The organism is uncultured Anaerococcus sp. (assembly GCF_963512375.1).
Lineage (GTDB): Bacteria > Bacillota > Clostridia > Tissierellales > Peptoniphilaceae > Anaerococcus.
On sequence record NZ_CAUPMI010000009.1, the window covers coordinates 1 to 22,211 of the forward strand.

Sequence of the window (22,211 nt, forward strand, 5' to 3'; positions counted from 1 at the left end):
GCGGCCCCTAAAGCGGGGAGCATAAACAGAAGCTTGCCTTCGGCAAGCCACTCTTTGCAGACAGATCTCTTCGTAAAGGCTAGACCAATTCAAACTGATTTTGACATTCCGATGCCTAAAAATCTCAATCTAGTCCAAATATTTCTTTTTTATTCACTCTACATCTCAGTAGTTACAGAAATTTAATATTCACTCGTGCGTCAGGAGATTTTCTTAACGGCATCTCCATTTACAAAATCTTCCGACCTTGGGGATGTTATTCTTTATTCTGAGAGAATATTAACGTCTAATTAGTTTTAAAGCTCGTTTGCTTCGCAAACATTGCGACTAGATAATCTAATAACCTCATCTATTGGGAGATTTAAAAGCAAAAGTCACCGTAAGGAAAATCACACTGACAACCATACTTAATAAAAATATTGTTAATACTAAGACGACAAGTAACTACAAAAATGCAATATGGACTAGATTGTGATTTTTAGGGGACTTTTGATTTTAAATCAGTAAGAACAAGGCTAGATAAATACGAAGTAATCCGTCACATTAAAGAAGATTTTTGAAAAAAATCTACATATTTTGCCCTCCGCTAAGGAGTCGCTTGCGGGGTGTAACGAAGAGGGGGTGTAAGGGGGAGGGCGATGAGGACCCATGCGAAAGGGTCCTTGGCCCTCCCCCTTTGGCGAAGTCATCAGCTTGATGACAATAATTCGTTATAAGATAAGATTACGAAAAATTAAAGTAAATAATAACCATTTATTAAAAAATAAAAAAAGGAATTTTTAGGGGGAAGCCCCCTAAAATACCCATTATTTATTGTAAACACTAACATCCTTACTATTATACCAATATATAAGCCCCATACTTACCTTTTTGCCAAGTGCCTCTTCCAAGGCTTTTTTGTAGATTTCTAGCTGTTTTTTGTATGCTTCTTCTCTTTTTATCTTATCTGTTTTGAAGTCTATTAGGATTATTTCGTTTTCTTTTTCAAAGATTAGGTCTATCTGACCATTTACGTAATAATCCTCATACTGCATTAGGAAGGATTCTTCTTTTCTGTAAGGTGTTTCTTCCTTGATTAATTCTTTTATCAGATCATTTTGGAAAAATCCCAAAAATTTATCCACTTCTAAAAGTTTTGCCCCTTCTTTTTCTATTATTTGGTTTTCTATTAAGATTTCTATTTCTGCTTTAAGACTCTCTCTATCATATTCCTTCATTGGGAGTTTCTGAAAGACTTTGTGGATTAGGCTTCCCTTGTCTGTAGCTGAATAGGTTTTTTCTTCTTCTAGGAAGGCCGGTTTTTTGAAGTCTATGTTTGAATAATTTTCTCCAAAGGATGATCTTTCGTAGCCTTCTTCTTCTTTGTTGAAGTCTTTAGCTATCTCTGTTACTGATTTTTTAAGGCTCTCACCTATATCATCTGCTCCCTTGTAGGTAAAATCCATTAGGTCTTCTATTTTTTTATAGTTTTTGCTAGGTTTTATTTCTTCAAATATTTTACTTATATCTTTATTTTCCTTGGCTTTTTCTTCTTCTAAGCTATCAAGGTATGATATTTCCACTCTTTCTTCAAAATCATTTGTAAAGTAGTCTTTATCAAAAATTTTCTCACCTATCTTATCAAAGGATAGGCTTGAGAGAATCCAGTCTAGATGGCTTGACATTTCAAGATAATCTACATTTTGGTAAAGCTTTGCTAGAGAGCTTTGCGACTTTGTTCCTGTTATATAAAGTCTTTCTTCAGCTCTTGTTAGGCCTACATAGAGGATTCTCATCTCTTCTTTCTTATCCTCTTCTACAAGCTTATTTTCAATCAGCTTTTTATTTATAGATGAGACCTTTACCTTGCTATCATAATCAGCTACATCGATTCCAATGCCTAGCTTATCATCAAAAATCGCAAGTCTTGATGAGTGCATATTTCTTATTGTCCTCGATGAATCTGCAAGGATTACTACCTTAAATTCAAGCCCCTTTGACTTATGGATAGTCATTATCCTTACTAGGTCTTCTTCTTCAGATAGGTCCCTTGACTGGTCTATGCTATCTTTTTGGGTCTTTGAAATATTTTCATAATAGGTTAAAAATCCATAAAGACCATTATCATTGGCCGAGTCGTATTCTGCCATAAGGTCGATTAGGGATTCTATATTATTTATCCTATCAGCTCCCAAATCCCTTGCCAAAAGAAAGTCATAAAGGCCAGTTTTTTCAAAAAGGTAGTTGGCGAAATCAAAAAGAGAATAAATGGCAAGTTTATTTTTTAAATCCTTTATAACCAGCTTAAAATTATCAATTTTTGCTTTTATTTGCTCATTCCCATCATAATTATCAAAGCAATCATAAAACCTATATGACTGGGTCTTAAGCTTTATTTCTACCAGGTCATCTTCGCTGAAGTTAAAAATTTCACTTCTTAGGACAGAAAGAAGGACAATATCATCGTTAGGATTGGCCAGATATTTTAAAAGATTTATGAAAAAATTAACCTCTGCTGCCAAAAATGATACCTTGGATATGTCGTTGAAATAAGGAATATCTGCCCTTTTGAAGGCTTCTTCATATACATATGACTTATTCCCGCTTCTTAAAAGAATCGCTATATCCTTATAGGCATAGCCTTCCCCTACTAAATCTCTTATGAGTTTAACCAGATAATCTTCCTCATTTACCGCCTTATCAAGAACTGTAAGGCCTACTTTGGAATTTGGATTTTCCTTATCCCTTCCGAAATTTAGCCTGTGGCCGCCGTTTTTATAGTCAATGTCACTTGTCTCTTTGGTCATTATCCTATCAAAGATATAGTTGTTAAAATCTAAGAGAAGCTTATCAGTTCTGAAGTTCTCATTTAGATTTATCCTAACAGAATCTTCTTCCCTTTCGTAAATATCAAGCTTTTCTAGGAATAAGTCAGGCCTTGCCCTCCTAAAACCATAAATTGATTGCTTGACATCTCCTACGAAAAATAGCCTTCTTTCCCTCTTAAGCTTTTCTATTATATAGTTTTGAATTTCATTTGAATCTTGGTATTCATCGAAAAAGATATATTCAAACTTATCAACTAGCTTATTTCTTGCAGTTTCATTATCTAAAAGCCTTATAAAATATTGCTCGAGGTCGTTGAAATCTAGATAAGATTTGGCCTTTTTCTTCTGATCAAAAACTTCCATAAAACGTCTTGTAAGCCTATTAATCTCTCCTAAGAGGATTTCTTCCTTATGGCTTGTAAGGCTTATGAGGTCAGAAGATGTATTTCTTACCAGGTTTTTAAGCTTATCTAGAGAATTTTTATAGGAATTTCTGTCAGTTCTTAGGATATTATAGAGAAATTTGTCATCATTTTTAGATGAAGAAAGTCTACCAAACTTTACCTTTTCAATTTTCTCTAAAAATTCATCCCAGGATTCAAGATTATTTTCAAGGTCTAAAAATATTGAATAATCATCTGTTACAAGCTCTTGGAGTTTTTCCCTCATGTCATTTTCATTGGCCATGATTGTTAGCTTAAAGGCTTTATCCTTCATGTCCCTTAGAGCTTTTTTTGAAATCTCCTTAAGCTTATCACCGATATTTGCTGACCTTGTGTTTTTATCAAGCCAAGCAAGTGGGTCAATCTGGCCGATTATCATGTTGTAAGTATCTTGAATAAGACCTTTGGCTGGCCCATCATTTCTATTTTGGGCGAAATTTTCTAAAAAAATCCTAAAGCCATCTGTCATCTTCTCATATTCTTCGTCAAAAATTTCATCTATAGCATTTGCCCTCATTATTATAGAGGTATTTTCTGTTAGGACCTTAAAATTAGGACTTAACTTATCAAAATAATAGAAATTTTCCCTAATCATGTCAGAGCAAAAAGCGTGAAGAGTCTTGATTTGAGCAGTCTTTAAGAGCCTTATCTGTCTTTTAAGAAAGGCTGGGTCAAAGTCATCTGCCGCTTCTTCTAGCCTGGTCCTTATCTTATTTTTCATATCGATTGCAGACTTATTGGTGAAGGTTACAATTATCATCTGGTCAATGTCTATGCCATATTTCTTCATTAGACTGATGATTCTTTCAACTAGGACAAAGGTCTTGCCAGATCCTGCTGCAGCTGATACTATTATATTTTTATCTTCTGTGTCTATGGCAGCTTCTTGGGCCTTGGTTTTTTTAATCTCTGTCATAAGCATCCCTCTTTATATCTTCTATTTTTAGGGACTTGTCTATATCCCTAAACCTATCTGAATCAATTATCTCATCAAACTTGCATATGCCCCTATAATCGCAATAAGTGCATTCTTTTATCTGCTTGTTTTCCCTGACAGGCCTTAGGTCGATTAGGCCTTTTTTGATATTTTCAATGATTTGTTTTATCAAATCTTTGGCAAAGTCTGTCAAAATTTCAAAATCTTCTGGGCTTACAATTTCATTTTTCTTTGGGTCAAAGACTGCAAGCTTATCCTTGTCATAGTCCCTATCCATAAGCCTAATTACTTCTTCATTTACCTTAAGCAAAAGACCTGTCATCTGAAACTTATCTGCTAGGATTTCCTTGAGATTTTCCTGGTCCGTAAGTGAAACCTTATCCATCTTTTCTATCTCATCCCTAAGTGGCAAGTAGAAAGAGGCTACAGGTTTAAAATCTTTATCACTTGCTGCCATCATGTAGACAATTAGCTGAAGGTCTAGGCCATTTAGGACATTTACAAGTTTAAAACTCTTAGCCCCGGTCTTATAATCTATGATCCTAATTAAATCTCCTGCCTTATCGATCCTGTCAATCCTACCCCTTAGGTAGTTTTCCCCATCTATATCGACCTGGTCAAAAAATCCTCCCTTATCGAAGCTTTCCTCAAAGGCAAAGAGTTTAAAGTCTGACCTTTTAAGACCCCTTTTAATTTCCCTTGCATTTCTCTTAGCAGAATTTAGCATATTTTCAAGGATATAGGCATTTTTAGGCGAATCTTTTCTCAAGGCTTCTAAATTTAAATCAATACCTTCTCTGAAATTTTCTTCTAAAAGCTTATCGAGTTTTTCATCTGTGATATCGTCGATATTTTCTTCTTTTAATAATCTTGAAAGCTCTTCAAGTGACTTGTGGACGATATTTCCTATTTCCATCTGGTCAATGTCAAAATCATTTTCCACGTCAGGTCTTAGGCCGTAGGAGATAAAATATTTGTAAGGACAACGTGAATAAGTTTCAATTTCTGAAACAGAATATGCCCTTTTCCCATAAAGCTTGCCAGCAAGGTCTAAATTAAGCGGATCCTTGTCATTGGTAAAAAAGAGTCCCTTAAAGATTGAATCGTAGATTTTTTTATTGTCGGTTTTTTCTAAATTATCTTTCAAATACTTGATGAAATCTAGGCTTAGATCTAAGTCTTCCTTGCTTATTTTTTCATTCTTTTTGATTTTTTCTAAATTTTCTAGGGCAAATTTCTTAAGACCTTCCATAGAATATGCAGCAAGGCTAGGTTCAAGTTTTGTAATAGATTTTACTTGCATCTGAGGGAAAATATTTAAAATATCATTTAAAACCAAGCTTTTCTTAAGTTCTTTGCTCGACTTATCTGCCAGCGCATAGGAAAATATTAGCTTATCAGATCCTACAATTATCTTATAAAGACTTAGTTTTTCAAGACTCTCCTTATCCCTATCGTATAATTTAAGGTCAATCCCGCGCTTTTTCAAGTCTTCCTTCTCATCATCATTTATAATAAAATCTTTCGACTCTCCTGATGGAAAATAGGCGTCATTAAGGCCCAAAATTATATTTATCTTCTTATTTGAAACCCTCTCCCTCTTAAAATCACTTACAATCAAGTGGTCCTTAGATGGTGGAATTAGGCCAATTTTTATATCCTTAGTCACGGCTTCTATTAGGCTATAAATCCTGGCAAGAGAAGTCTGTCTATCTCCCATAATTAAAACTAATTGGTCTAAAATCTCTATAAATTTATCCCAAATTTGCTCATTTTCCCTGTAATCATCAAGGGCTGCAAGGTCCTTTAACTCTTCCTGAAAACTTGTAATGGCGGCTCTTATGGATGAATCTGAAATCATTTTATAGATACCTTCGAGAAGATCTCGCATCTTACCTTCATTATCTAAATTTTCTAAAAGTTCTAAAATCTTATCCCTTACTCTATTTATGGCCTTGTATTCTTCTTCCTTTTTCTTAAGCTTTTCTTCTTTTTTTGGGTCATTTGCCAAAAACTTTTCATAAAAATCATAATCTAGAATAAAATACTTCTCATCTTCAAACATGGCACCCGCTATATTTCTCTTGCCAATAAATTTGACGAAGGTGTGGCAATCTTCCTCTCCGTTTTTCCCAAAATCAATTAACTTTGAATTTAGGATATAATAGAGGTCTTCTTTTCTGTATTTATTGACCCTGAGCCTAAGTAGGGCAAGAAAGGTCTTTATAATGTGATTATCACTCATCTTCCTACGCTTATCCAAAAATATAGGGATGTCATACCTATCAAAGGTCTTAGCTAGGATATTTTCATATTCGCTATTTTCTGTCATGTAGATGGCAAAATCATTGTATCTTAAGTCCTTAGTCTTGATTAATTTATTGATAAGAAGGGCAATGTTTTCTACCTCAGTTCTTGTCGATATAGACTCTAAAACCCTAATATTATTAGGCTTATCTAGATATGGCCTTGGATTAAAAATATCAAAATTATCTAGCAAGTGGTCAAGGTCTGCCTTATTTTCAGCCTCTTCTATCTCTAATATTTCACACTTAAAATTAGATCTAAGTTTTTTATAAAAGCCAAAGGCTGGGTCAAATATTTCAGCCCTTGGAAGGGCTTCATTTAGATTTTTAGGATCTAGGTTAAGGCCGATAGTAATATCAATATCCTCGCTTGTTAGGGCAGATATAAGCTCAAGTTTCCTTTCTTCCATATATTCAAACTTATCAAAATAAAAGTGATAATCCTTTAGAAAGTCTGCATCCTTTATGGATTCTGCTAAAAGAGAGGTCATATCCTCACTATCAATAAATTTGCCTGAGAGAGCTTCTTGGTAGGCATCAAAGATTAGCCTAATTTCCTCGAATTTTATCCTGCTGGCCTCATCTATTTCAGCATCCTTTATAGACTCAAAAAATTCTTGGTCAAAATTATTGTCCTTAAAACTTGCAATTATATCTGTAATCGAATTAATGAAGTCAATATTACCATAGGAATTTTTGAAAAGAGTGAGCTTATCGTTTAAATCGTGCATTATATTTGTAAGAACCATGAGCTTGCCTTCCTTATTTAGGAATTTAAGCTTAGACTTGCCAATCCTATCTAAGAAAAAGGCTGCAAAAGATGAAAAAGAAAGGACCTTAGCATCCATTACCGAAGAAAAGCTGATATTATTTATGAAGTCTATATCAGTTTCTAGGGTGTATTGCTCAGGGACTATAAGGATAGATTTTTGGCCAGCCTCAAGTCTTTTTTCTATTTCTTTGTAAATATATAAACCCTTATCTTGGTCTTTTTTTGCTAGTATTAATGAAATCATGCTTTCACCTCTATCTTTGAGCCATCGCTTGGTTCATAACTTATTAAAATCTTGGCATCGATGGCATCTTTTAATTCATCCACGTGGGAAATGAGTCCAACAAACCTGTCATCCTTAGAAATTTCTTCAATAGCCCTGATGGCATTGTCCAAAAATTCCTTAGAAAGGGTCCCAAAGCCCTCGTCTATAAAGAGGGTATCTATCCTGATTCCCCCATTTTCTGCTCCAATTTCATCAGAAAGACCAAGGGCAAGGGATAGGCTTGCAAGGAAGGATTCCCCACCTGAAAGACTTGTGGCTGGGCGGCGCTTACCTGTATTTGCATCTAGGATTTCTATATCAAGACCTGCCTTAGACCTATTATCGGTCGCTTCCTTCTTTCTAAGCATGGTAAATTGGCCTTCTGTCATCTTGTTAAATCTCTTGTTGGCAAAGTTAAGAACCCTATCAAAGTAGACACTTAGGATGTAGGTTTCAAAGTCAATCTTCTCCCTCCCCTTATTGGCTCCACTTGTCCCGCTTGCAAGGTCAGCTAACCTTGTTAGGCTAAGAGACTTATTTTTTTCCTTTTCAAATTCTTGGCTTATTGCCCTTATCTCAAGACCCGCCCTCTTAAAGGAGGATAAGTTTTGGCTTAGGGCAAGCTTTTTATCAGCAAGAAGCTTTGCCTTTTCTTCAAGGTCTATAATTTTTTCCTTAAAGATTTCTAAATCTATGATTTCAAGGTCTTTAAAATCCTTTAGATTATCAAGATTAGCCTTTAGCCTGTCAAGATTTTTGAAATATTCTTGGTTTTCTATTTTTAAAAGATCAAGGTCATCAAATTTATCTAGGTAGGAGCTGTAGGCCTCTTGATTTTCAAATTTCTCGGCTACTTTGTCCTTAAATTCTTTTTTGTAGGCTGTGAGATTTTCTTTATTTTCTAAAAGCGTTTTTTCAAAAGATCCAATTTCTGCCTTAAGGCTTGAAAGAGCAAGTTTTATTTCTTGGTCATGGGCCTTAGTCTTGTCTATAAAATCACTTGCTTCTTTTATATCTTCCTTAAGGTCCTTTATTTCTCCTAAGAGGTCTCCTTCATTGAGGTTCTCCATTTTTTCCTTTTGGGCAAGGTAGGATATTTTTATCTCTTCAAGTTTTTCTATCTTTTCCTTTATTCCTTTTAAGGTCTGGTCAAGCTTGGTTTTTTCAAGACTTAAGGTCTTCCCCTCTTCCTCTGTCTTTTGTAATAGTTTATTTTTAAGGTCAATCTCCTTTTGATTTTTTCCTAAGAGGTCATCATAGGATTTGATAAGGTCTTCATTTTCCTTTATTAGACTTTTTATATTTTCAAGGCTATCATCCATTTCCAAATCTTTGATGTTTTTATCAATAAGTAGCCTAATCTTTTCAAAGGATAGGTTAAGGTCGTTTAGCTTTTCAACTATCTTATCAAAATCTAAGCCCTCTGACTTGTGAAGGGGGAATTTTTCTTCATGCTTAGTCCCACAAACAGGACAGATTCCATCTTTATTTAGCCTTTCTATAAAATAATTCAGCTGGTCAATTTCCCTATCTAGGCTCGCTTTATCTTTTAAGTTAAGATAATTTTCTCTTTCCTTGCCTAAGCTTTCAATATCTTTCTCATAGGCCTTGTTTTCTTCAAGCTTTGCACGATCTTTCTTAAGGCTAAGAAGCTTATCTTCTCTGGCCCTTAATTTTTCCCTAAGTTCTAGGCCTACTTCCTTAAGTTTCGCCTTATCTTCACGGGCTTGTCCATAGGTTTTTCTTAAGTTTTCTAGATTCTCATCTATATTTTTTATCTTTTCCTCTAAGTCTTGCTTTTCTTTTTCAATTGTTTTTATAGATTCATAGGCTTTTTTATTTGATAAAAATTCACCAAGAGCTTGGTAGGTCTTTTCCTTTTCTGCTAGGAAAAGTTTATTTTTATCTAAATCCTTGACAAGGTCATCAAGTTTCGCAAGGTCTTTTTCTAGATTTTTTTCTTCAGCATTTTTCTCTTCTAAAAGTTTTTTATCTGCCTCTAGGCTTTTAGTCAAATTTTCTATTGCTCCCTGAGTCTTTTCTATTCTTTCTTCGTAAATTTTGATTGATTTGGCAAAGCTTGCTAGGTCTAGGTCGGATTTTTCATTGGATTTTTCTTCAAAATCTTTATACAAAAGATTATAAGCCGCTTGTGATTTTTGGTAAGAGCTTATATTTTCATTGGTATTTTTAGACTTTTCTAAGTTCCTATAAGATTCTTTTATATTTTTATCTAGTCTTTCTTCTTCCTTCTTTAACTCATCTAGCTTAAGTCCAAGGTAATTTTCATTGTCCCCTATAATTTTTAGGATATTTTTAAAGTCAAGTGCTAGGATATAATCCTCATTGATCGCTTCTTTTAATATTTCATCATAGGAGATAATATTTGAGACTTTGTCATCTATTTCCTTGATTTTATTCTTGCTGACCTTGGCCTTTTCCTTGAGCCTATCACTTATATCCCTGTATTTTTTAGTCTTAAAAATATCAGAAAGTAGGGCTGCCTTTACATCTGATTTTGCCGATAAAAACTCTTGGAATTTGCCTTGGGCTAGGAGCATTACCTTTGAGAATTGGTCTACATCAAGACCCACTATCTCCTTAACCATGGGCTCTACATCTCTTGGCTTATCTGCCAAGAGCTTCTTCTCATCGCTTATATCAAAAAGACTTGCCTTATGGCCCAGATTCCTTGGTCCTCTAGCTCCCATGGACCTTTGATTTGGGTATCTTTCTATAAGATAAGTCTTTGTCCCAATTTCAAATTCAAATTCTACAAAGGTATCAGGGTCATCTTCCTTAAGATAATCACTCCTCATATTTTCCTGGCTAATTTCTCTAGGAATAGACCCGTAAAGGGCAAAGGACATGGCATCAAAAATTGTGGTCTTGCCTGATCCTGTAGGGCCTGATATGAGAAAGATTTTCTTATCAAAAAACTTGGTAAAGTCTATTTCTATTTCATTTTTGTAGGTCAGAAAGCCTCGCATTTTTAGTCTCTTAGCCTTCAAAATCTTCTCCAATCACTTCTTTTAATATTTCAACTTCTGCCCCTGTAAGCTTTCTGCTGTCCTTAAAATCGACAAAGTCAGCAAAAAGCTCTAGGGGATTTTTATTGTCTAGGTCTATATCAAAGCTTTCACCATCCATGTCAAAGACAGACTTATTTGCATAATTTATAAGGACTGCGTTTGGAAACTTGGCCTTAAACTTGGCCATAGCATTTTCAACTGTCGCCTCATCATCTAGGATAAATTTGATATAAGAATCAGACGGATTTTCTCTAATCAGATCATCAAAAAGCCCCTGTCTTATTTCAAATTCTCTTAAAAGCTTAATAGGAATTTTTTCTATGTCAAGCCTATCTTTTTTAAGGTCAACTAGGGTCACAGACTTATTAATATCCTTCTTATCAAAGGAATAAGGCATAAAGGTTCCGGCATATCTTATCTTTTCTTCCTTAACAAAATGGGCAGAATGAAGGTGACCTAGGGCCACATAGTCAAATTTATCAAAAAGACTAGCATCCATCATGTCAGACCCGCCAATAACAAGGGGCTTTTGTCCTTCATTGTAGGCTGTCTCTAGAGTACTTTCGCTATAGGAAGCATAGCAGTGGGTGATTAAGACATTCCTATCATTATAATCTATCCCCTCAAGAGCAAGCTCATAAAGCCTAGTGAAATCATCGAGCTTTTCCCCAAAAAGAACCTCTCCCTTGGCAAGGGACATGAAAGGCAAGAGGTAAAAATTAAGAGGGCCCTCATCATCAAAAAGTGTTACCTTATCCCTATTAAATTCCCCTGCCAGGTAATATTTATTGGTCTTATAAAATCTCTTATTAACATCAAGCCTTTTGGCTGAATCATGGTTACCAGCTATGGCAAGGACCGGAATATCAAGGTCAAAGACAATTTTTTCTATAAAATAATTATAAAGGTCAAGGGCCTCTGCACTTGCAAGGGCTGTATCAAAAATATCTCCTGCAATCATAACAGCCTCGACATTTTTTTCTTCAATAATTTCTAATATTTGGTCAAGGACATATTTCTGATCTTCTAAGAGTGAGAAATTACCCAGGCTTTTGCCGATATGAAGGTCAGATAGGTGTAGGAGTTTCATCTCTTATCCCTCACAAAGGTAAGGGTATCAGGCGTAGAATTATAAGGGTCATACTTATAATCATTGATAACAAGCTCTTTAACCTGGTCAATATCCTCAATTTTATTTTTAATAATCTCCCTAAGCATGGCTCCCCTAGCCTGCTTCATGTAGGAGACAATTGATTTAAGCTTGCCATCACGATTTTCCTTAAAATCAACAGTGATAAACTTATCCTCATCTTTAAGAAATGGACTGATTGTCTTGGTATATTCCTTAGATGCCAAATTTAAAACTAGGTCATCATCTTCAAAGAGCTTATTATAAATGTCCTTGCCCCAAAATTCATAAAGGTCATACATAGTATTGTCAAAATAAAGCCTATAATCACGAATCCCAGTCATTGGCTTAAGAAGGCCGTACAGAGCAGAAATAATATAAACATGCCTATTAAGATAAGATAAATCATCAAAATCCTCCATACTAAATTGCTTAAAAACAAGGCCATCATAGGAAAAAAGCGCTGGATTTGGGAGTTCTCCAAAGTCAAAATCCTGGAAATCGTAATAAGCCTTCTCAGTCAATTTGTCATTGGTCTTATTGAGGTTACCCATCTCATTCATAGAAAGCTTCTTAATTTTATCAACTAAAACCCTAGTCTTTTCAGGAAAAAGCAGTCCCTCTGTATCTATATTATCAAAATGTTTAAAACTTTTGGCTGGTGAAATAATAATCTTCATAAAAATCCTTTCTTTATATAGTAATATTATAACATACTAAGATAAAAAATTTCCCAACTTAATAGCTGGGAAATTATATCTAATTACCATTATAACCATTATTAATTGTATCAAAGCACTTTTTCCAATATTGCTCTCTTTCAATTATTTTTTCTGGATCATAAGATCTATTAAAGAATTCTATTAGGGTAAAGGTGAGATATTTTTCAAAGTATTCCTCACCCTCTTTATTCTTACGTTCAATTAACTTTTTGTTACCACAATCTTTGCTTGAAAAATAATCCCTCCACCTTTGTCTAACTCCCTTATTTATAGAGTCTCAATGTTTAATTCCTAAATAAAATTTTTATAGTCTATTTATTTACGTCCTTTCTTCTTTCTAAATAAAATATAATAAAAATACTTATAATTTCAATAAATGTTACCACTATACTGCCCTCTGGCCCATAAATTTTATCGTACAAGTTATAATTTAAAATTCTAAAATTAATTAAGCTATCAAATCCACTAAAGCCACTTACGTTTAAGCCATAAATCATTGCCATGGAAAAGTTCCAACCCGCATGAACGCCAGAAGTTAACATGATATTTTCTTTATAAAATAATAATTTTGCAAAAAATATGCCTACTAGAATTGTGTTAAGTGTTGATAAAATTGTAACCCCCTCATTACCCAGGTGCAAAAGTCCAAAAACAATCGAAGGTAGCATGATAGCAACGGTTCTTCCAAATTTATCAGATAAAACTCTGGTTAAGATTCCTCTTACCAAGACTTCTTCTGATGTTGATTGGATAAAAAATCCTATAAAATAGGCAAGAAAAATTAAATTGAAATTACCATAATTAATTCCTCTATATCCAATAGCCCCTCTTACCATATCTAATAAGACATAAATTGAAATTTGCAGTAAGCCAAGAAAGAGTCCGATGCAAATGTTCTTGGCAAGACCTTCTGTCTTAAAAAAGATATAATCAATTTTCTTTTTCAAAATAAATTTCACAAAAAATATAGCTGCCAATAATTGACCCGTGGTTCCCATTAACATCACTAAGTTCGCATTTTTATAGTCACTATTAAAGTAGGTCTTTCCATAAAAAATTAGTGATATGGCAAGCATAATTCCGCCAGTCAAAATTGTGATTGCCAACAACAATACAAAAATCCTTAAGATGATTTTAAAAAAAATCTTTATTTTATATTTATTTTCCATAATATTCTCTCCCGTCTTATATTAATATTTTTAATAATTTATCATAGGAAAATCCTATATTGCACCTTTTAGTTTATTTCACTATATATTATTCTTCTGTAATATTATACCATGCTTTACAACTCAATATTTAAATATTTCTTAAGTTAAACTCGATTCAGTTTTTACTAATTAAATTTAGCAAAATGTACTATAAATTTAGAAATCCATGCTATCTTAATGCTATTTTCTTTGATATAAAATGATTTACAAACTATGATGTAGAATATTTATTTGACAATTATAGATGCTTAAGAGTATAGAATCTCTGAATATTTATATAAGTTGATCGTATATAATTTTAATTTCAATTATGAATTCTGATAAAAGATTTTATATTTATTTAGAAGGTAATTGAAGGTAATGTATACCCCTCAAACAAAAAAGACCTCTTTTTATTTAGAGATCTTTTTCTTTAGCTTATCGCTTATTAACTTTATTAGGCCAGTAATAATTAGAGAGATTATGGCTAGTACTACTATGGTTCCGCCTGGTTTTAGGCCTCCGTAGTAGGATATGGTGATTCCTAAAATCATAAAGATTATGGAAAATATTAGGGATATGATGTAGGTTTGCTTGTAGGATTTGGCTATTATCAGTGCATTTGCTACTGGTATTACCATTAGGGATGTGATCATCAAGGCTCCTACTATTTTTGCTGAAATTGCAATGGTTAGGGCTGTTAGGGCTGTAAATATTGAATTTATAAGCGCCACCCTTACTCCTGCTAGCCTTGCCATTAGGGGGTTGATTGATATATAAAGCAGGGCATTGTAGAGGTAGAAGGATGCTAGGCTTACTAGGACAAATATTATACTAACCAAGACTAAATCACTTGATGATACTGTTGTTATCGAGCCAAATAGGTAGGATTCAAAGGATTTGCCTCCTGGGGCAAAGTCTGAAAGAATTGCCGCAAGGCCTATGCCTAGGCTCATGATGATAGCTGTAGCCATGTCGCCAAATTCTTTGAATTTTTTCCTAATTAATTCTATTGCAAAGGCTGATAATACACAGATTACAAGGGATGTCCACATGGGATTTATTGACATGATTAGTCCCATGGCTATACCTGCTAGCGATGAGTGGGAAAGGGCATCTCCTATCATGGATGTCTTTCTATTTATCATGACCATGCCTATCATGGGAATGATTAGGGCAAGCATTATGCCTACGGCTAAGGCTCTTCTCATAAAATCATAGTTTAACATATGACTCCCTCCCTTAATCTAAATATCTTATCCACATAGTCTCCCAAAATTTCCATCTCGTGGGTTATCATTAAAATTGAGATCCCGTGATTGGTGTTTAGGTGGACTAAGAGTTTTAGGAAGTCTTCTTTGGACTTTTGGTCAATACCTACTGTTGGTTCATCTAAGACTAAAAGGTCAGGATTTGCTACTAGGGCCCTTGCTATCATTACTCTTTGGGCTTGGCCACCTGATAGCTTGTTGAAGGGCCTGTCTATAAGATTTTTGATATTTAGGCTGGTGAAGATATTTTCTACATCTTCCTTATTTGATTTTTTGATCTTTTTGAAGATATTAAAATCCTTGTAGAGGTTTAGGCTTACATATTCCCTACAGGTGACAGGAAAGGCTATTTTTATAGAATCATTGACCTGTGGGACATAGCCTAGTTTGTCATAATTTTTAAAATCTTCTATGTCTATACCAAAAAGTCTTATAGACCCCTTATCCTTTTTAAGTCCACCTAGGATTAGCTTGATGAGGGTTGACTTGCCTGATCCATTTTCTCCAGAAATTACGGCAAAGTCTCCCTTTTCAAGACTTAAATTTACATCTTTTAATATTAAATTTTCATTATATCCAAATTTTAGTTTTTCTATTTCTATAAGCTTCATGTATATATTATGCTTTTAAAATAGGATTATGCTAGAGATTTGTAGATATTTTCAAGGTTTTCTTTGATTATATCTTGGATTTTAACTTCCTTGTCTAGTTCTTCTTTGCTTGCAAATTCCATGGTGTTAAGTGGAGCCACTTTTGCTCCGATTTCATCAGCTATAGTCTTTGCTGCCTTATCTGAACCGCCTGCTTCATAAAATACTGTATTAAGCTTATTTGCCTTGGCTAGGTCTGTTACTTCCTTCATAGCCTTAGCATCTGGATCATCTGTTGATGTTAGACTTGCAAGCGGAATTTGTTCTAGGCCAAAGTCTCTTGCTATATAGCCGAAAGCTTGGTGAGGAACTATAAATTTCTTATTTTCTACTTTAGAGAATTTGTCAGTATATTCTTCGATTATTCCATCAAGGTCTGCTGCGATTTTTTCGTAATTTTCTTGGTAATAATCCTTATTTGCTGGGTCAATTTCTGATAATTTATCAGCTATTACCTTAGCTTGAGCTTTGACATTTACTGGAGATAGCCAGATGTGTGGGTCAAATTCTCCGTGATGGTGGTGATGGTGACCTTCTTCGCCTTCTTCATGATCGTGGTCATGGTCTGCTTCTTCATGGTCATGGTCTGCATCTTCGTGGTCGTGGTCATGATCTGCATCTTCGTGGTCATGGTCATGGTCTTCTTCGCTTGCCTTAATTAAGTCTAAGTCTTTTGAAGTATCTACCATTTCTATATCAAGACTTGATTTAACAGAATCTTTCCATTCTTCCATGCCAGCACCATTGATAAATAATAATTTAGCTTCAGATAATTCTGCCATATCCTTAGCAGATGGCTCCCAGCCGTGAGATTCGCTAGTAAGAGAGTTGAAAGCTTTTACGTCAAATTTATCGCCAGCTATTTGTTTTGTCAGATTGTAAATAGGATAAAAAGATCCATAAATTTCATTGCTTGCTACTTCCTTATCTGTCTTTTGTGGCTCTTCTACTTGAGTCTTTGTATCTGCTTCTTGTGCTGGTTTATTACCACAAGCTGTGAAGGCTAAGCTTAGGGCTATTAACATTAATATATTTTTATTTTTCATATAATTCTCCTTTATGCAAGTTATTTGCAATAGGTATTATATAATAAATTACCCCTCTGTCAAATAAAAAGTATAATAATATCCTAAGGAGTGATAATATGAAGCTTAACGAACTCTTAAAAGACAAGAACCTAAGAATTACCAAGGCTAGGAGGATAATACTTGAATATATTTTAGAGGCTGATAGCCCTGTTTCTAGCCAAAATATCTATGACGGAATAAAAGATGAACTTGCAATTGACCTTTCTACCATCTACAGAAACTTAAATATCTTAGAAGAGAGCAATCTTCTTTTTAAGACAAGCGATCTTGACGGAATAAATTATTACCAAATAAATAAGGAAGATCATAAGCATTTTATAACTTGCAGCCATTGCCATAAGAAATTTACAATAGAAAATTGCCCAATTCATGAGCTTGAAGGCCAAATCGAAAAGGAAACAGGCTTTATTATCGAAGGCCATAATTTCGAATTTTATGGGATTTGTCCAGACTGCCAGGCCAAGATAAATGCTTAGGAAGATATTAATATACCTTTGCCTTGCCCTTAGTCTTAATTCTTGTGATTTAGAAAGTCAACCTAGTAAGGTTGAAGAAAATCAAAGTTCCTATGTCAAAGCCCAGGTCATTCAAATTATCGATGGTGATACAATCAGGGTAAATATAAACGGAAATATAGAGAAAGTCCGTTTTGTTGGAATTAATACACCCGAGATTGCAAATAGGGACCATCCAGATGAATTTATGGGTCCAGAAGCTAAAGAATTTACAGAAAAAGCTCTAAAAGATAAGGACATTTACCTAGAAAAAGATATATCTGACAAGGATAAGTACGACAGACTTTTGCGTTATATCTGGCTAGAAGAGCCAGTAGTAAACCCAAGCACAGATGATATTGGCAAAAAAACTTTAAATGGAATCCTGGTAAAGGAAGGCCTTGCCTTTTCAAACTTTTATAAGCCAGATACCAAATACCAAGACCAGCTAGAAGCCATAGAAGATAAGGCTAGGGATAAGGCTTTAGGAATCTGGTCTGATGGAAAGAAAAATACCAAGAAAAAGGTAAAAGCCAACAAAAATTCAGGCCTCTACCACCTAGAGGGAAGCCATGGCTATAAAAACACAAAAGATAAAAACGCTATAATTTTTGATAGCGAAGAAGAAGCTAAAAAAGCTGGTTTTAGGCCGGCTAAATAAAAGAACTGGATTTTTGACCAGTTCTTTTTCGTGTTTTGTATAACTATTTCTTTATTTTATTCGTCATCCGGGGCATAAAAAACAATAAATTTCCCTTCTTTTTTCGCCTTTTCAGATTCCCTTTTGTACCATTCTATGGCTTCTTTATCTTCTTCTGTAAGTATGATATTATTTGCTTCAGCTGTTGTACGGCCTAGTGCTATACCGATAATTAGGTATTCCCTATTCATCCTTCTCCTCCTGTTTTATTCATCATCCGGAGCATAAAAAACAATAAATTTCCCTTCTTTTTTCGCCTTTTCAGATTCCCTCTTGTACCATTCTATAGCTTCTTTATCTTTTTTTGTAAGTGTAATATCATAATCTTCAGGATTTCCCTTATCTAGGGCGATCATTATTATTCTATATTCTCTATTCATTTAAAACCTTCCTATAAAGTAAAATTATTCAATTGACTTTAGCTATAATACATTATTCCATCAACAAGATTCTTTGTGCTTTACAATATTTCACTAATCTTTTAATATCGTTCTCTGTCACTGTCAACAACCTATTAAGATTTGAATTATCTTTTAAATCTGAAAGCTTAACTTCTCTAGCAATTTTATTGGTTTTTATCTGATCTATATAAGCAAAATAACTAAGGTTCTCATCGTGAGTTAATAATACCAAGGCTTCTAATTCATCTTCATTCAAAAATTCAAATTTTTCTAGAGTGTAATTAGGATTATCTTCCATTACATCGTGAAGCAAGGCAACTAGCTTGGCACTTTTCTTCTTACATTTTCTTGATACTCTTATCGGGTGAAAAATATATAGATGATTTCCTTTATCTCTTTGCTTATAGTGGGCTTTTGTCATAATTAAAAACGCTCTAATATATTTAAACATAAACTCTCCCCTTCTTTCACTTTGGCACAATTTATTAAAGCTTTTGAAATATTATTATCATTTGATTTTTCCTATTTTATGAACTATTTAATGTAAATTTTGACCTTGAAATATTTTATTTGATTTGATTTTGAAAAATTGATAAGTATTGGATTTGAAATTAAAGATAAAAATTTTGATTTAAAGTAAAATATCGATATTTATAGAATTTAAATAAGAAATTTCTTACATTTATATTATACCCAATTATTATTAATTATTTAGGTACTGTCAAATTTTTTGTGTAAACTCTAACTTATAAATTTTGTCATCTTAATTGACCAGATACAATTAAATCGTAGATTTGATTGTATTTGGTCAATCACTTATTTCCTCTATCATCATTTTTAGTTCATATCTTACCAAGCCAAATCCAAGATGGGTCCTATTCGAAAATTTATTATTATATTCTGATACTAGTATATAGATTGCTTTATCAAGGCTTTCTTCATTTGGGAATTGAACTTTCTGTTTTAATTTTCTTTTTATGTCCTTATTGAAATTCTCACATATATTATTGGTATACAAGCTTCTTCTTATTGCTTTTGGAAATAGCATAAAGGTGAATAAATTATCTTTACCTTCTAACATTTTTCTTAGTTTAGGATATTTAATTGACCATTTTGATAAAAACTCAATCAATCTTTTTTCTGCTGTTTCTATATTATCGGAGCTGTATATTAGTTTAGCATCATTTGCTACTTCTAGTTTATCCTTTGCTCTTACTTTTTTCTTAACAAAACTTTACAAGTTTGAGTTCTCTTTTTCTATTTTACACATAATATTTTATACTATGATGTCAAGTCCATAATATTGTGTAAAAATAACTAGCAAAATATTTTGGACTTGACTTAAAACACCTAATGTTATCATAAGGGATCTATAAATAATTTTGTGTATCAACCTAAATCCTGACATAAAGGTAAGGGTTGATACATTTTTTATGTATCATTGTTTGTCCATTCCTATAGTGATGGAGTTTGCTTAATTTTACTTGGGCTTAATAAACTGTCAAATTTTCATGAAAATTTGCAGCTGATCTCATACTACTTTTTTAGCTTGATTAAAACCACCCTTCAAAGAATATTGATAATTGGGATAAAATTTGATCCCAGCCACTTATCCTATAGGTCCACTTATTTAAGCGTCTATCATTGCAAGGTACAAGCTTTTTTATAGTACGTAGTCATTTGGAAATATGTTTTATTTTTGGTTACTTTTCTTAGTTGCCTATTTTGCCACTCTTCCATGGTTGGTAGTATTTTGTTGGTTATTCTACTTACCATTGTTTCTGATATGCTAAAACCATAAATATCTTTTATATGACTTGATATGTCTTTTTCAGCTTGTGGCCTATAGGGTATGTTTTTTAATGATTGTGGTTCAAATGTTCCTTCTCTATCTCTTGGTATGTTTAAATCTATATTTACGTAAGATGATCTAACTGTTTTTTTACTTGTACCATTTCTTGTATTTAGGGAAAGTGGTTTTTCTCCATATTCATAGTCAATGCTCATCTAATTCAGCTTTTAAAAGTTCTTCCATTATATCGCCTAAAAGATCTTTTAGTGCTTATTGAATATCTTGTGCACTTTGAGACTGATATTTTTCAATTAACATTTTTGCTATTTTACTTCTTTTTGTTTCTGATCTTTTTCTTGGCATAAAAATTCCTCCTGATTAGTTTTTCTTTGCCCTAATCAGGAGGTTTCCATACACAAAATTTTACACAGTCTCCGCCTTTCCCCTAGGGGAAAGGACAAATGTGGTCAATTTTTTACTATATGTGGACCATTTTTCGATTGACATTTACAAGAATAAAAATAATTAGGATACTTATCATCAATAGAATACAGAAAGAAAAATGCAGCATAAAAATTTCCAATCCCTAGGGCTAGGAAAGGTAAAAGAAATACCAGAGCTAGTTTAGTTCTAACTCTAGTATTAAGTCCAACTTTGTGGGGTCAGCTTATAATTGCCAATCAGTTTTTTTTGTATATAATTATATTAAATGAGTTTAAAACTAATACTTAATATAACTTAGTTTACAGTAAGAATAAAGTAATAGAAAGGGAATATGAAAAAAGAAAATAAATCCTTGTACCCTTTTATCGGTAAAGAAATAAAAAACATCAGGAGATTTAGTAATATAACACAAGAAGAACTATCTAATATAAGCGGGGTAAACAAGGATACTATTAGAAAAATTGAAAATGGATATACTGATGCTAATGTAGTTACTTTAATGCTACTTCTAGAATCTTTGAAGATAGATATAAATGGTTTTAGCAAGATTTTTTCTAATTCAAAAGGTTCTACAATTAATAATATTCAGACCATATATAATAGCATTGAAGAAAGTCTTTTAGTCTATGACTACAAAAAAATTCAAAAACTTCTTAATAAAGTTTCGGAAATAGACTATTCTTTTTTACCTGATAGTACATATAGAGAAGTAAAATCAAAATACTTGCTATACAATTCTTTTGTAGATGATAGCCTCTATAAAAATTATCAAAAAGCCATAGAAACGCTTCTTTATTCAATGGAAATATATTCTGATGGGTTTAATTTAAAAAAATTAGGAACTATAAAATTTGATGATTTCCAAGCTAGGTTGCTAATGAATATTGGAACTTTATTTTATGACACAGAAAATTTAGATCTTTCTCATGAAATTTTTAACCAACTAATGAAATACGAATTTTACGAAAAAGAAACATTAATTCAATTGATATACAATTTTGCAAATGTAAATTTAGTTACTGGGAATTATAAAAAAGCTATGATATTGAATAATAGTGTTAATGATTATTTAATAAATGATTTAAGAATGCAGATACTCTCTATATTTCAAAGAGGACTTATACTTTGTAGACTAAATAAATATAATGAGGGATATAAGTGCTTTGAAAAGTCAAAAATCTTAGCAAATATTTACGGAAATAAAAGCCTAAATCAAAAGCTGGATTTTATAATTCAAAAATATTATTAATATAGACTACGATTTTTATCGTATTTACCGATTAATAAAATTGTGATAACCTATTTATAGGTTAACCTAATAAAATTATGAGGTAGATATGAGAAAAATTTTTTACTGCTTATTATCTCTATGTATAGCTACTATAAACTTTAGTACTCAAAGGATAATGTCAGATGAAGTAATAAAAACACAAAGTTATCAAGATTTATTTAGAGAGGTATGATTATGAATAAAAAAATTAGAAGATTAAGAAAAGTCTTTGCTTTAAGTTTTTCTTTACTAGCTATTACACCAGCTTTAGTAAATGCAGAAACAGTATATTTTAAAGGTACTCCTATTAACTGGGAACATGGAAGAAAATATGGGGTATATAGTTATTCTGACGTTTCTACAAGATATTATGACCATGCAGCTACTGCTAACAACAAATTTTCAGGTTGGAAAGCACCTGATGAGGGCAATGCATATGTTCAAAAATTTGTTGGCACAGGTAGTGCTACAGCTTATTGGGATGCTAGATAATTAAGG

At 33.1% G+C, this 22,211-nt stretch carries 18 protein-coding genes and 1 pseudogene; 5 read left to right on the forward strand and 14 right to left on the reverse strand.

The features are described 5' to 3' along the window. The coding region (locus RRB46_RS05135) for a hypothetical protein (RefSeq protein WP_311537742.1) at positions 1–186 on the forward strand (186 nt) is incomplete at its 5' end. Between the two features lie 620 nt (positions 187–806). On the opposite strand, the gene RRB46_RS05140 is transcribed toward RRB46_RS05135, so the two are convergent. The 9 genes from RRB46_RS05140 to RRB46_RS05180 form a co-directional block, all read right to left on the reverse strand. After that, a complete protein-coding gene (locus tag RRB46_RS05140; RefSeq protein ID WP_311537743.1) occupies positions 807–4,166 on the reverse strand; it encodes a UvrD-helicase domain-containing protein in 3,360 nt (1,119 codons plus the stop codon). After that, on the reverse strand, positions 4,153–7,509 hold the full coding sequence (locus RRB46_RS05145; protein ID WP_311537744.1) for a PD-(D/E)XK nuclease family protein: 3,357 nt from the start codon (positions 7,507–7,509) through the stop codon (positions 4,153–4,155). The genes RRB46_RS05140 and RRB46_RS05145 overlap by 14 nt, the downstream gene beginning before the upstream one ends. Continuing rightward, the gene (locus RRB46_RS05150; protein ID WP_311537745.1) at positions 7,506–10,541 is read right to left on the reverse strand and encodes an AAA family ATPase; all 3,036 of its coding nucleotides are present in this window, start codon (positions 10,539–10,541) and stop codon (positions 7,506–7,508) included. Before RRB46_RS05150 ends, RRB46_RS05145 begins: the two co-directional genes overlap by 4 nt. Beyond that, complete coding sequence (locus tag RRB46_RS05155; protein ID WP_311537746.1) at positions 10,531–11,652, reverse strand: exonuclease SbcCD subunit D; 1,122 nt, start codon at positions 11,650–11,652, stop codon at positions 10,531–10,533. Before RRB46_RS05155 ends, RRB46_RS05150 begins: the two co-directional genes overlap by 11 nt. Beyond that, complete coding sequence (gene yaaA, locus RRB46_RS05160) at positions 11,649–12,371, reverse strand: peroxide stress protein YaaA (protein WP_311537747.1); 723 nt, start codon at positions 12,369–12,371, stop codon at positions 11,649–11,651. Before yaaA ends, RRB46_RS05155 begins: the two co-directional genes overlap by 4 nt. Before the next feature lie 353 nt (positions 12,372–12,724). Further along, positions 12,725–13,582: a CPBP family intramembrane glutamic endopeptidase gene (locus tag RRB46_RS05165; RefSeq protein WP_297689114.1), complete on the reverse strand. Its 858-nt coding sequence runs from the start codon at positions 13,580–13,582 to the stop codon at positions 12,725–12,727. Between the two features lie 434 nt (positions 13,583–14,016). Beyond that, positions 14,017–14,832, reverse strand: coding sequence for a metal ABC transporter permease (locus RRB46_RS05170; protein ID WP_311537748.1), 816 nt, complete (start codon positions 14,830–14,832; stop codon positions 14,017–14,019). Beyond that, positions 14,826–15,485 carry a metal ABC transporter ATP-binding protein gene (locus RRB46_RS05175; protein WP_297689110.1) on the reverse strand — a complete coding sequence of 220 codons (660 nt, stop codon included), beginning with the start codon at positions 15,483–15,485 and terminating at the stop codon, positions 14,826–14,828. Before RRB46_RS05175 ends, RRB46_RS05170 begins: the two co-directional genes overlap by 7 nt. Positions 15,486–15,511: 26 nt before the next feature. Then, positions 15,512–16,570, reverse strand: coding sequence for a metal ABC transporter solute-binding protein, Zn/Mn family (locus RRB46_RS05180; RefSeq protein ID WP_311537749.1), 1,059 nt, complete (start codon positions 16,568–16,570; stop codon positions 15,512–15,514). Between the two features lie 98 nt (positions 16,571–16,668). On the opposite strand from RRB46_RS05180, the gene RRB46_RS05185 reads away from it, so the two are divergent. Beyond that, positions 16,669–17,088, forward strand: a complete 420-nt coding sequence (locus RRB46_RS05185) for a Fur family transcriptional regulator (RefSeq protein WP_296129358.1) — start codon at positions 16,669–16,671, stop codon at positions 17,086–17,088. Next, complete coding sequence (locus RRB46_RS05190) at positions 17,081–17,767, forward strand: thermonuclease family protein (protein WP_311537750.1); 687 nt, start codon at positions 17,081–17,083, stop codon at positions 17,765–17,767. The genes RRB46_RS05185 and RRB46_RS05190 overlap by 8 nt, the downstream gene beginning before the upstream one ends. 56 nt (positions 17,768–17,823) lie before the next feature. On the opposite strand, the gene RRB46_RS05195 is transcribed toward RRB46_RS05190, so the two are convergent. The 5 genes and pseudogenes from RRB46_RS05195 to RRB46_RS05215 form a co-directional block, all read right to left on the reverse strand. Then, a complete protein-coding gene (locus tag RRB46_RS05195) occupies positions 17,824–17,997 on the reverse strand; it encodes a hypothetical protein (protein WP_296129365.1) in 174 nt (57 codons plus the stop codon). Between the two features lie 15 nt (positions 17,998–18,012). Next, positions 18,013–18,186, reverse strand: coding sequence for a hypothetical protein (locus tag RRB46_RS05200; RefSeq protein ID WP_311531533.1), 174 nt, complete (start codon positions 18,184–18,186; stop codon positions 18,013–18,015). 52 nt (positions 18,187–18,238) lie between these two features. Beyond that, entirely contained in the window at positions 18,239–18,658 is a 420-nt protein-coding gene (locus RRB46_RS05205) for a GTP pyrophosphokinase (RefSeq protein WP_296129367.1), read from the reverse strand. Positions 18,659–19,015: 357 nt separating this feature from the next. Beyond that, a pseudogene (locus RRB46_RS05210) lies at positions 19,016–19,417 on the reverse strand (transposase); the annotation flags it as partial. Between the two features lie 431 nt (positions 19,418–19,848). Continuing rightward, positions 19,849–20,214, reverse strand: coding sequence for a transposase (locus tag RRB46_RS05215; protein ID WP_311531531.1), 366 nt, complete (start codon positions 20,212–20,214; stop codon positions 19,849–19,851). 560 nt (positions 20,215–20,774) lie between these two features. Between RRB46_RS05215 and RRB46_RS05220 the strand changes: the two genes are divergently transcribed. Beyond that, complete coding sequence (locus RRB46_RS05220; protein ID WP_311537751.1) at positions 20,775–21,692, forward strand: helix-turn-helix transcriptional regulator; 918 nt, start codon at positions 20,775–20,777, stop codon at positions 21,690–21,692. 216 nt (positions 21,693–21,908) lie between these two features. Next, positions 21,909–22,205 carry a hypothetical protein gene (locus RRB46_RS05225; RefSeq protein WP_296127882.1) on the forward strand — a complete coding sequence of 99 codons (297 nt, stop codon included), beginning with the start codon at positions 21,909–21,911 and terminating at the stop codon, positions 22,203–22,205. Positions 22,206–22,211 lie beyond the last annotated feature (6 nt).

What these genes read in the sequence shown, in the direction of transcription:
- yaaA (WP_311537747.1), bottom strand. Translation starts at nt 12,371, where the DNA reads ATGAAGATTATTATTTCACCAGCCAAAAGTTTTAAACATTTTGATAAT.
- RRB46_RS05195 (WP_296129365.1), bottom strand. Translation starts at nt 17,997, where the DNA reads ATGAATAGGGAATACCTAATTATCGGTATAGCACTAGGCCGTACAACA.
- RRB46_RS05185 (WP_296129358.1), top strand. Translation starts at nt 16,669, where the DNA reads ATGAAGCTTAACGAACTCTTAAAAGACAAGAACCTAAGAATTACCAAG.
- RRB46_RS05180 (WP_311537749.1), bottom strand. Translation starts at nt 16,570, where the DNA reads ATGAAAAATAAAAATATATTAATGTTAATAGCCCTAAGCTTAGCCTTC.
- RRB46_RS05190 (WP_311537750.1), top strand. Translation starts at nt 17,081, where the DNA reads ATGCTTAGGAAGATATTAATATACCTTTGCCTTGCCCTTAGTCTTAAT.
- RRB46_RS05175 (WP_297689110.1), bottom strand. Translation starts at nt 15,485, where the DNA reads ATGAAGCTTATAGAAATAGAAAAACTAAAATTTGGATATAATGAAAAT.
- RRB46_RS05140 (WP_311537743.1), bottom strand. Translation starts at nt 4,166, where the DNA reads ATGACAGAGATTAAAAAAACCAAGGCCCAAGAAGCTGCCATAGACACA.
- RRB46_RS05170 (WP_311537748.1), bottom strand. Translation starts at nt 14,832, where the DNA reads ATGTTAAACTATGATTTTATGAGAAGAGCCTTAGCCGTAGGCATAATG.
- RRB46_RS05200 (WP_311531533.1), bottom strand. Translation starts at nt 18,186, where the DNA reads ATGAATAGAGAATATAGAATAATAATGATCGCCCTAGATAAGGGAAAT.
- RRB46_RS05205 (WP_296129367.1), bottom strand. Translation starts at nt 18,658, where the DNA reads ATGTTTAAATATATTAGAGCGTTTTTAATTATGACAAAAGCCCACTAT.
- RRB46_RS05155 (WP_311537746.1), bottom strand. Translation starts at nt 11,652, where the DNA reads ATGAAACTCCTACACCTATCTGACCTTCATATCGGCAAAAGCCTGGGT.
- RRB46_RS05225 (WP_296127882.1), top strand. Translation starts at nt 21,909, where the DNA reads ATGAATAAAAAAATTAGAAGATTAAGAAAAGTCTTTGCTTTAAGTTTT.
- RRB46_RS05165 (WP_297689114.1), bottom strand. Translation starts at nt 13,582, where the DNA reads ATGGAAAATAAATATAAAATAAAGATTTTTTTTAAAATCATCTTAAGG.
- RRB46_RS05220 (WP_311537751.1), top strand. Translation starts at nt 20,775, where the DNA reads ATGAAAAAAGAAAATAAATCCTTGTACCCTTTTATCGGTAAAGAAATA.
- RRB46_RS05145 (WP_311537744.1), bottom strand. Translation starts at nt 7,509, where the DNA reads ATGATTTCATTAATACTAGCAAAAAAAGACCAAGATAAGGGTTTATAT.
- RRB46_RS05215 (WP_311531531.1), bottom strand. Translation starts at nt 20,214, where the DNA reads ATGAGCATTGACTATGAATATGGAGAAAAACCACTTTCCCTAAATACA.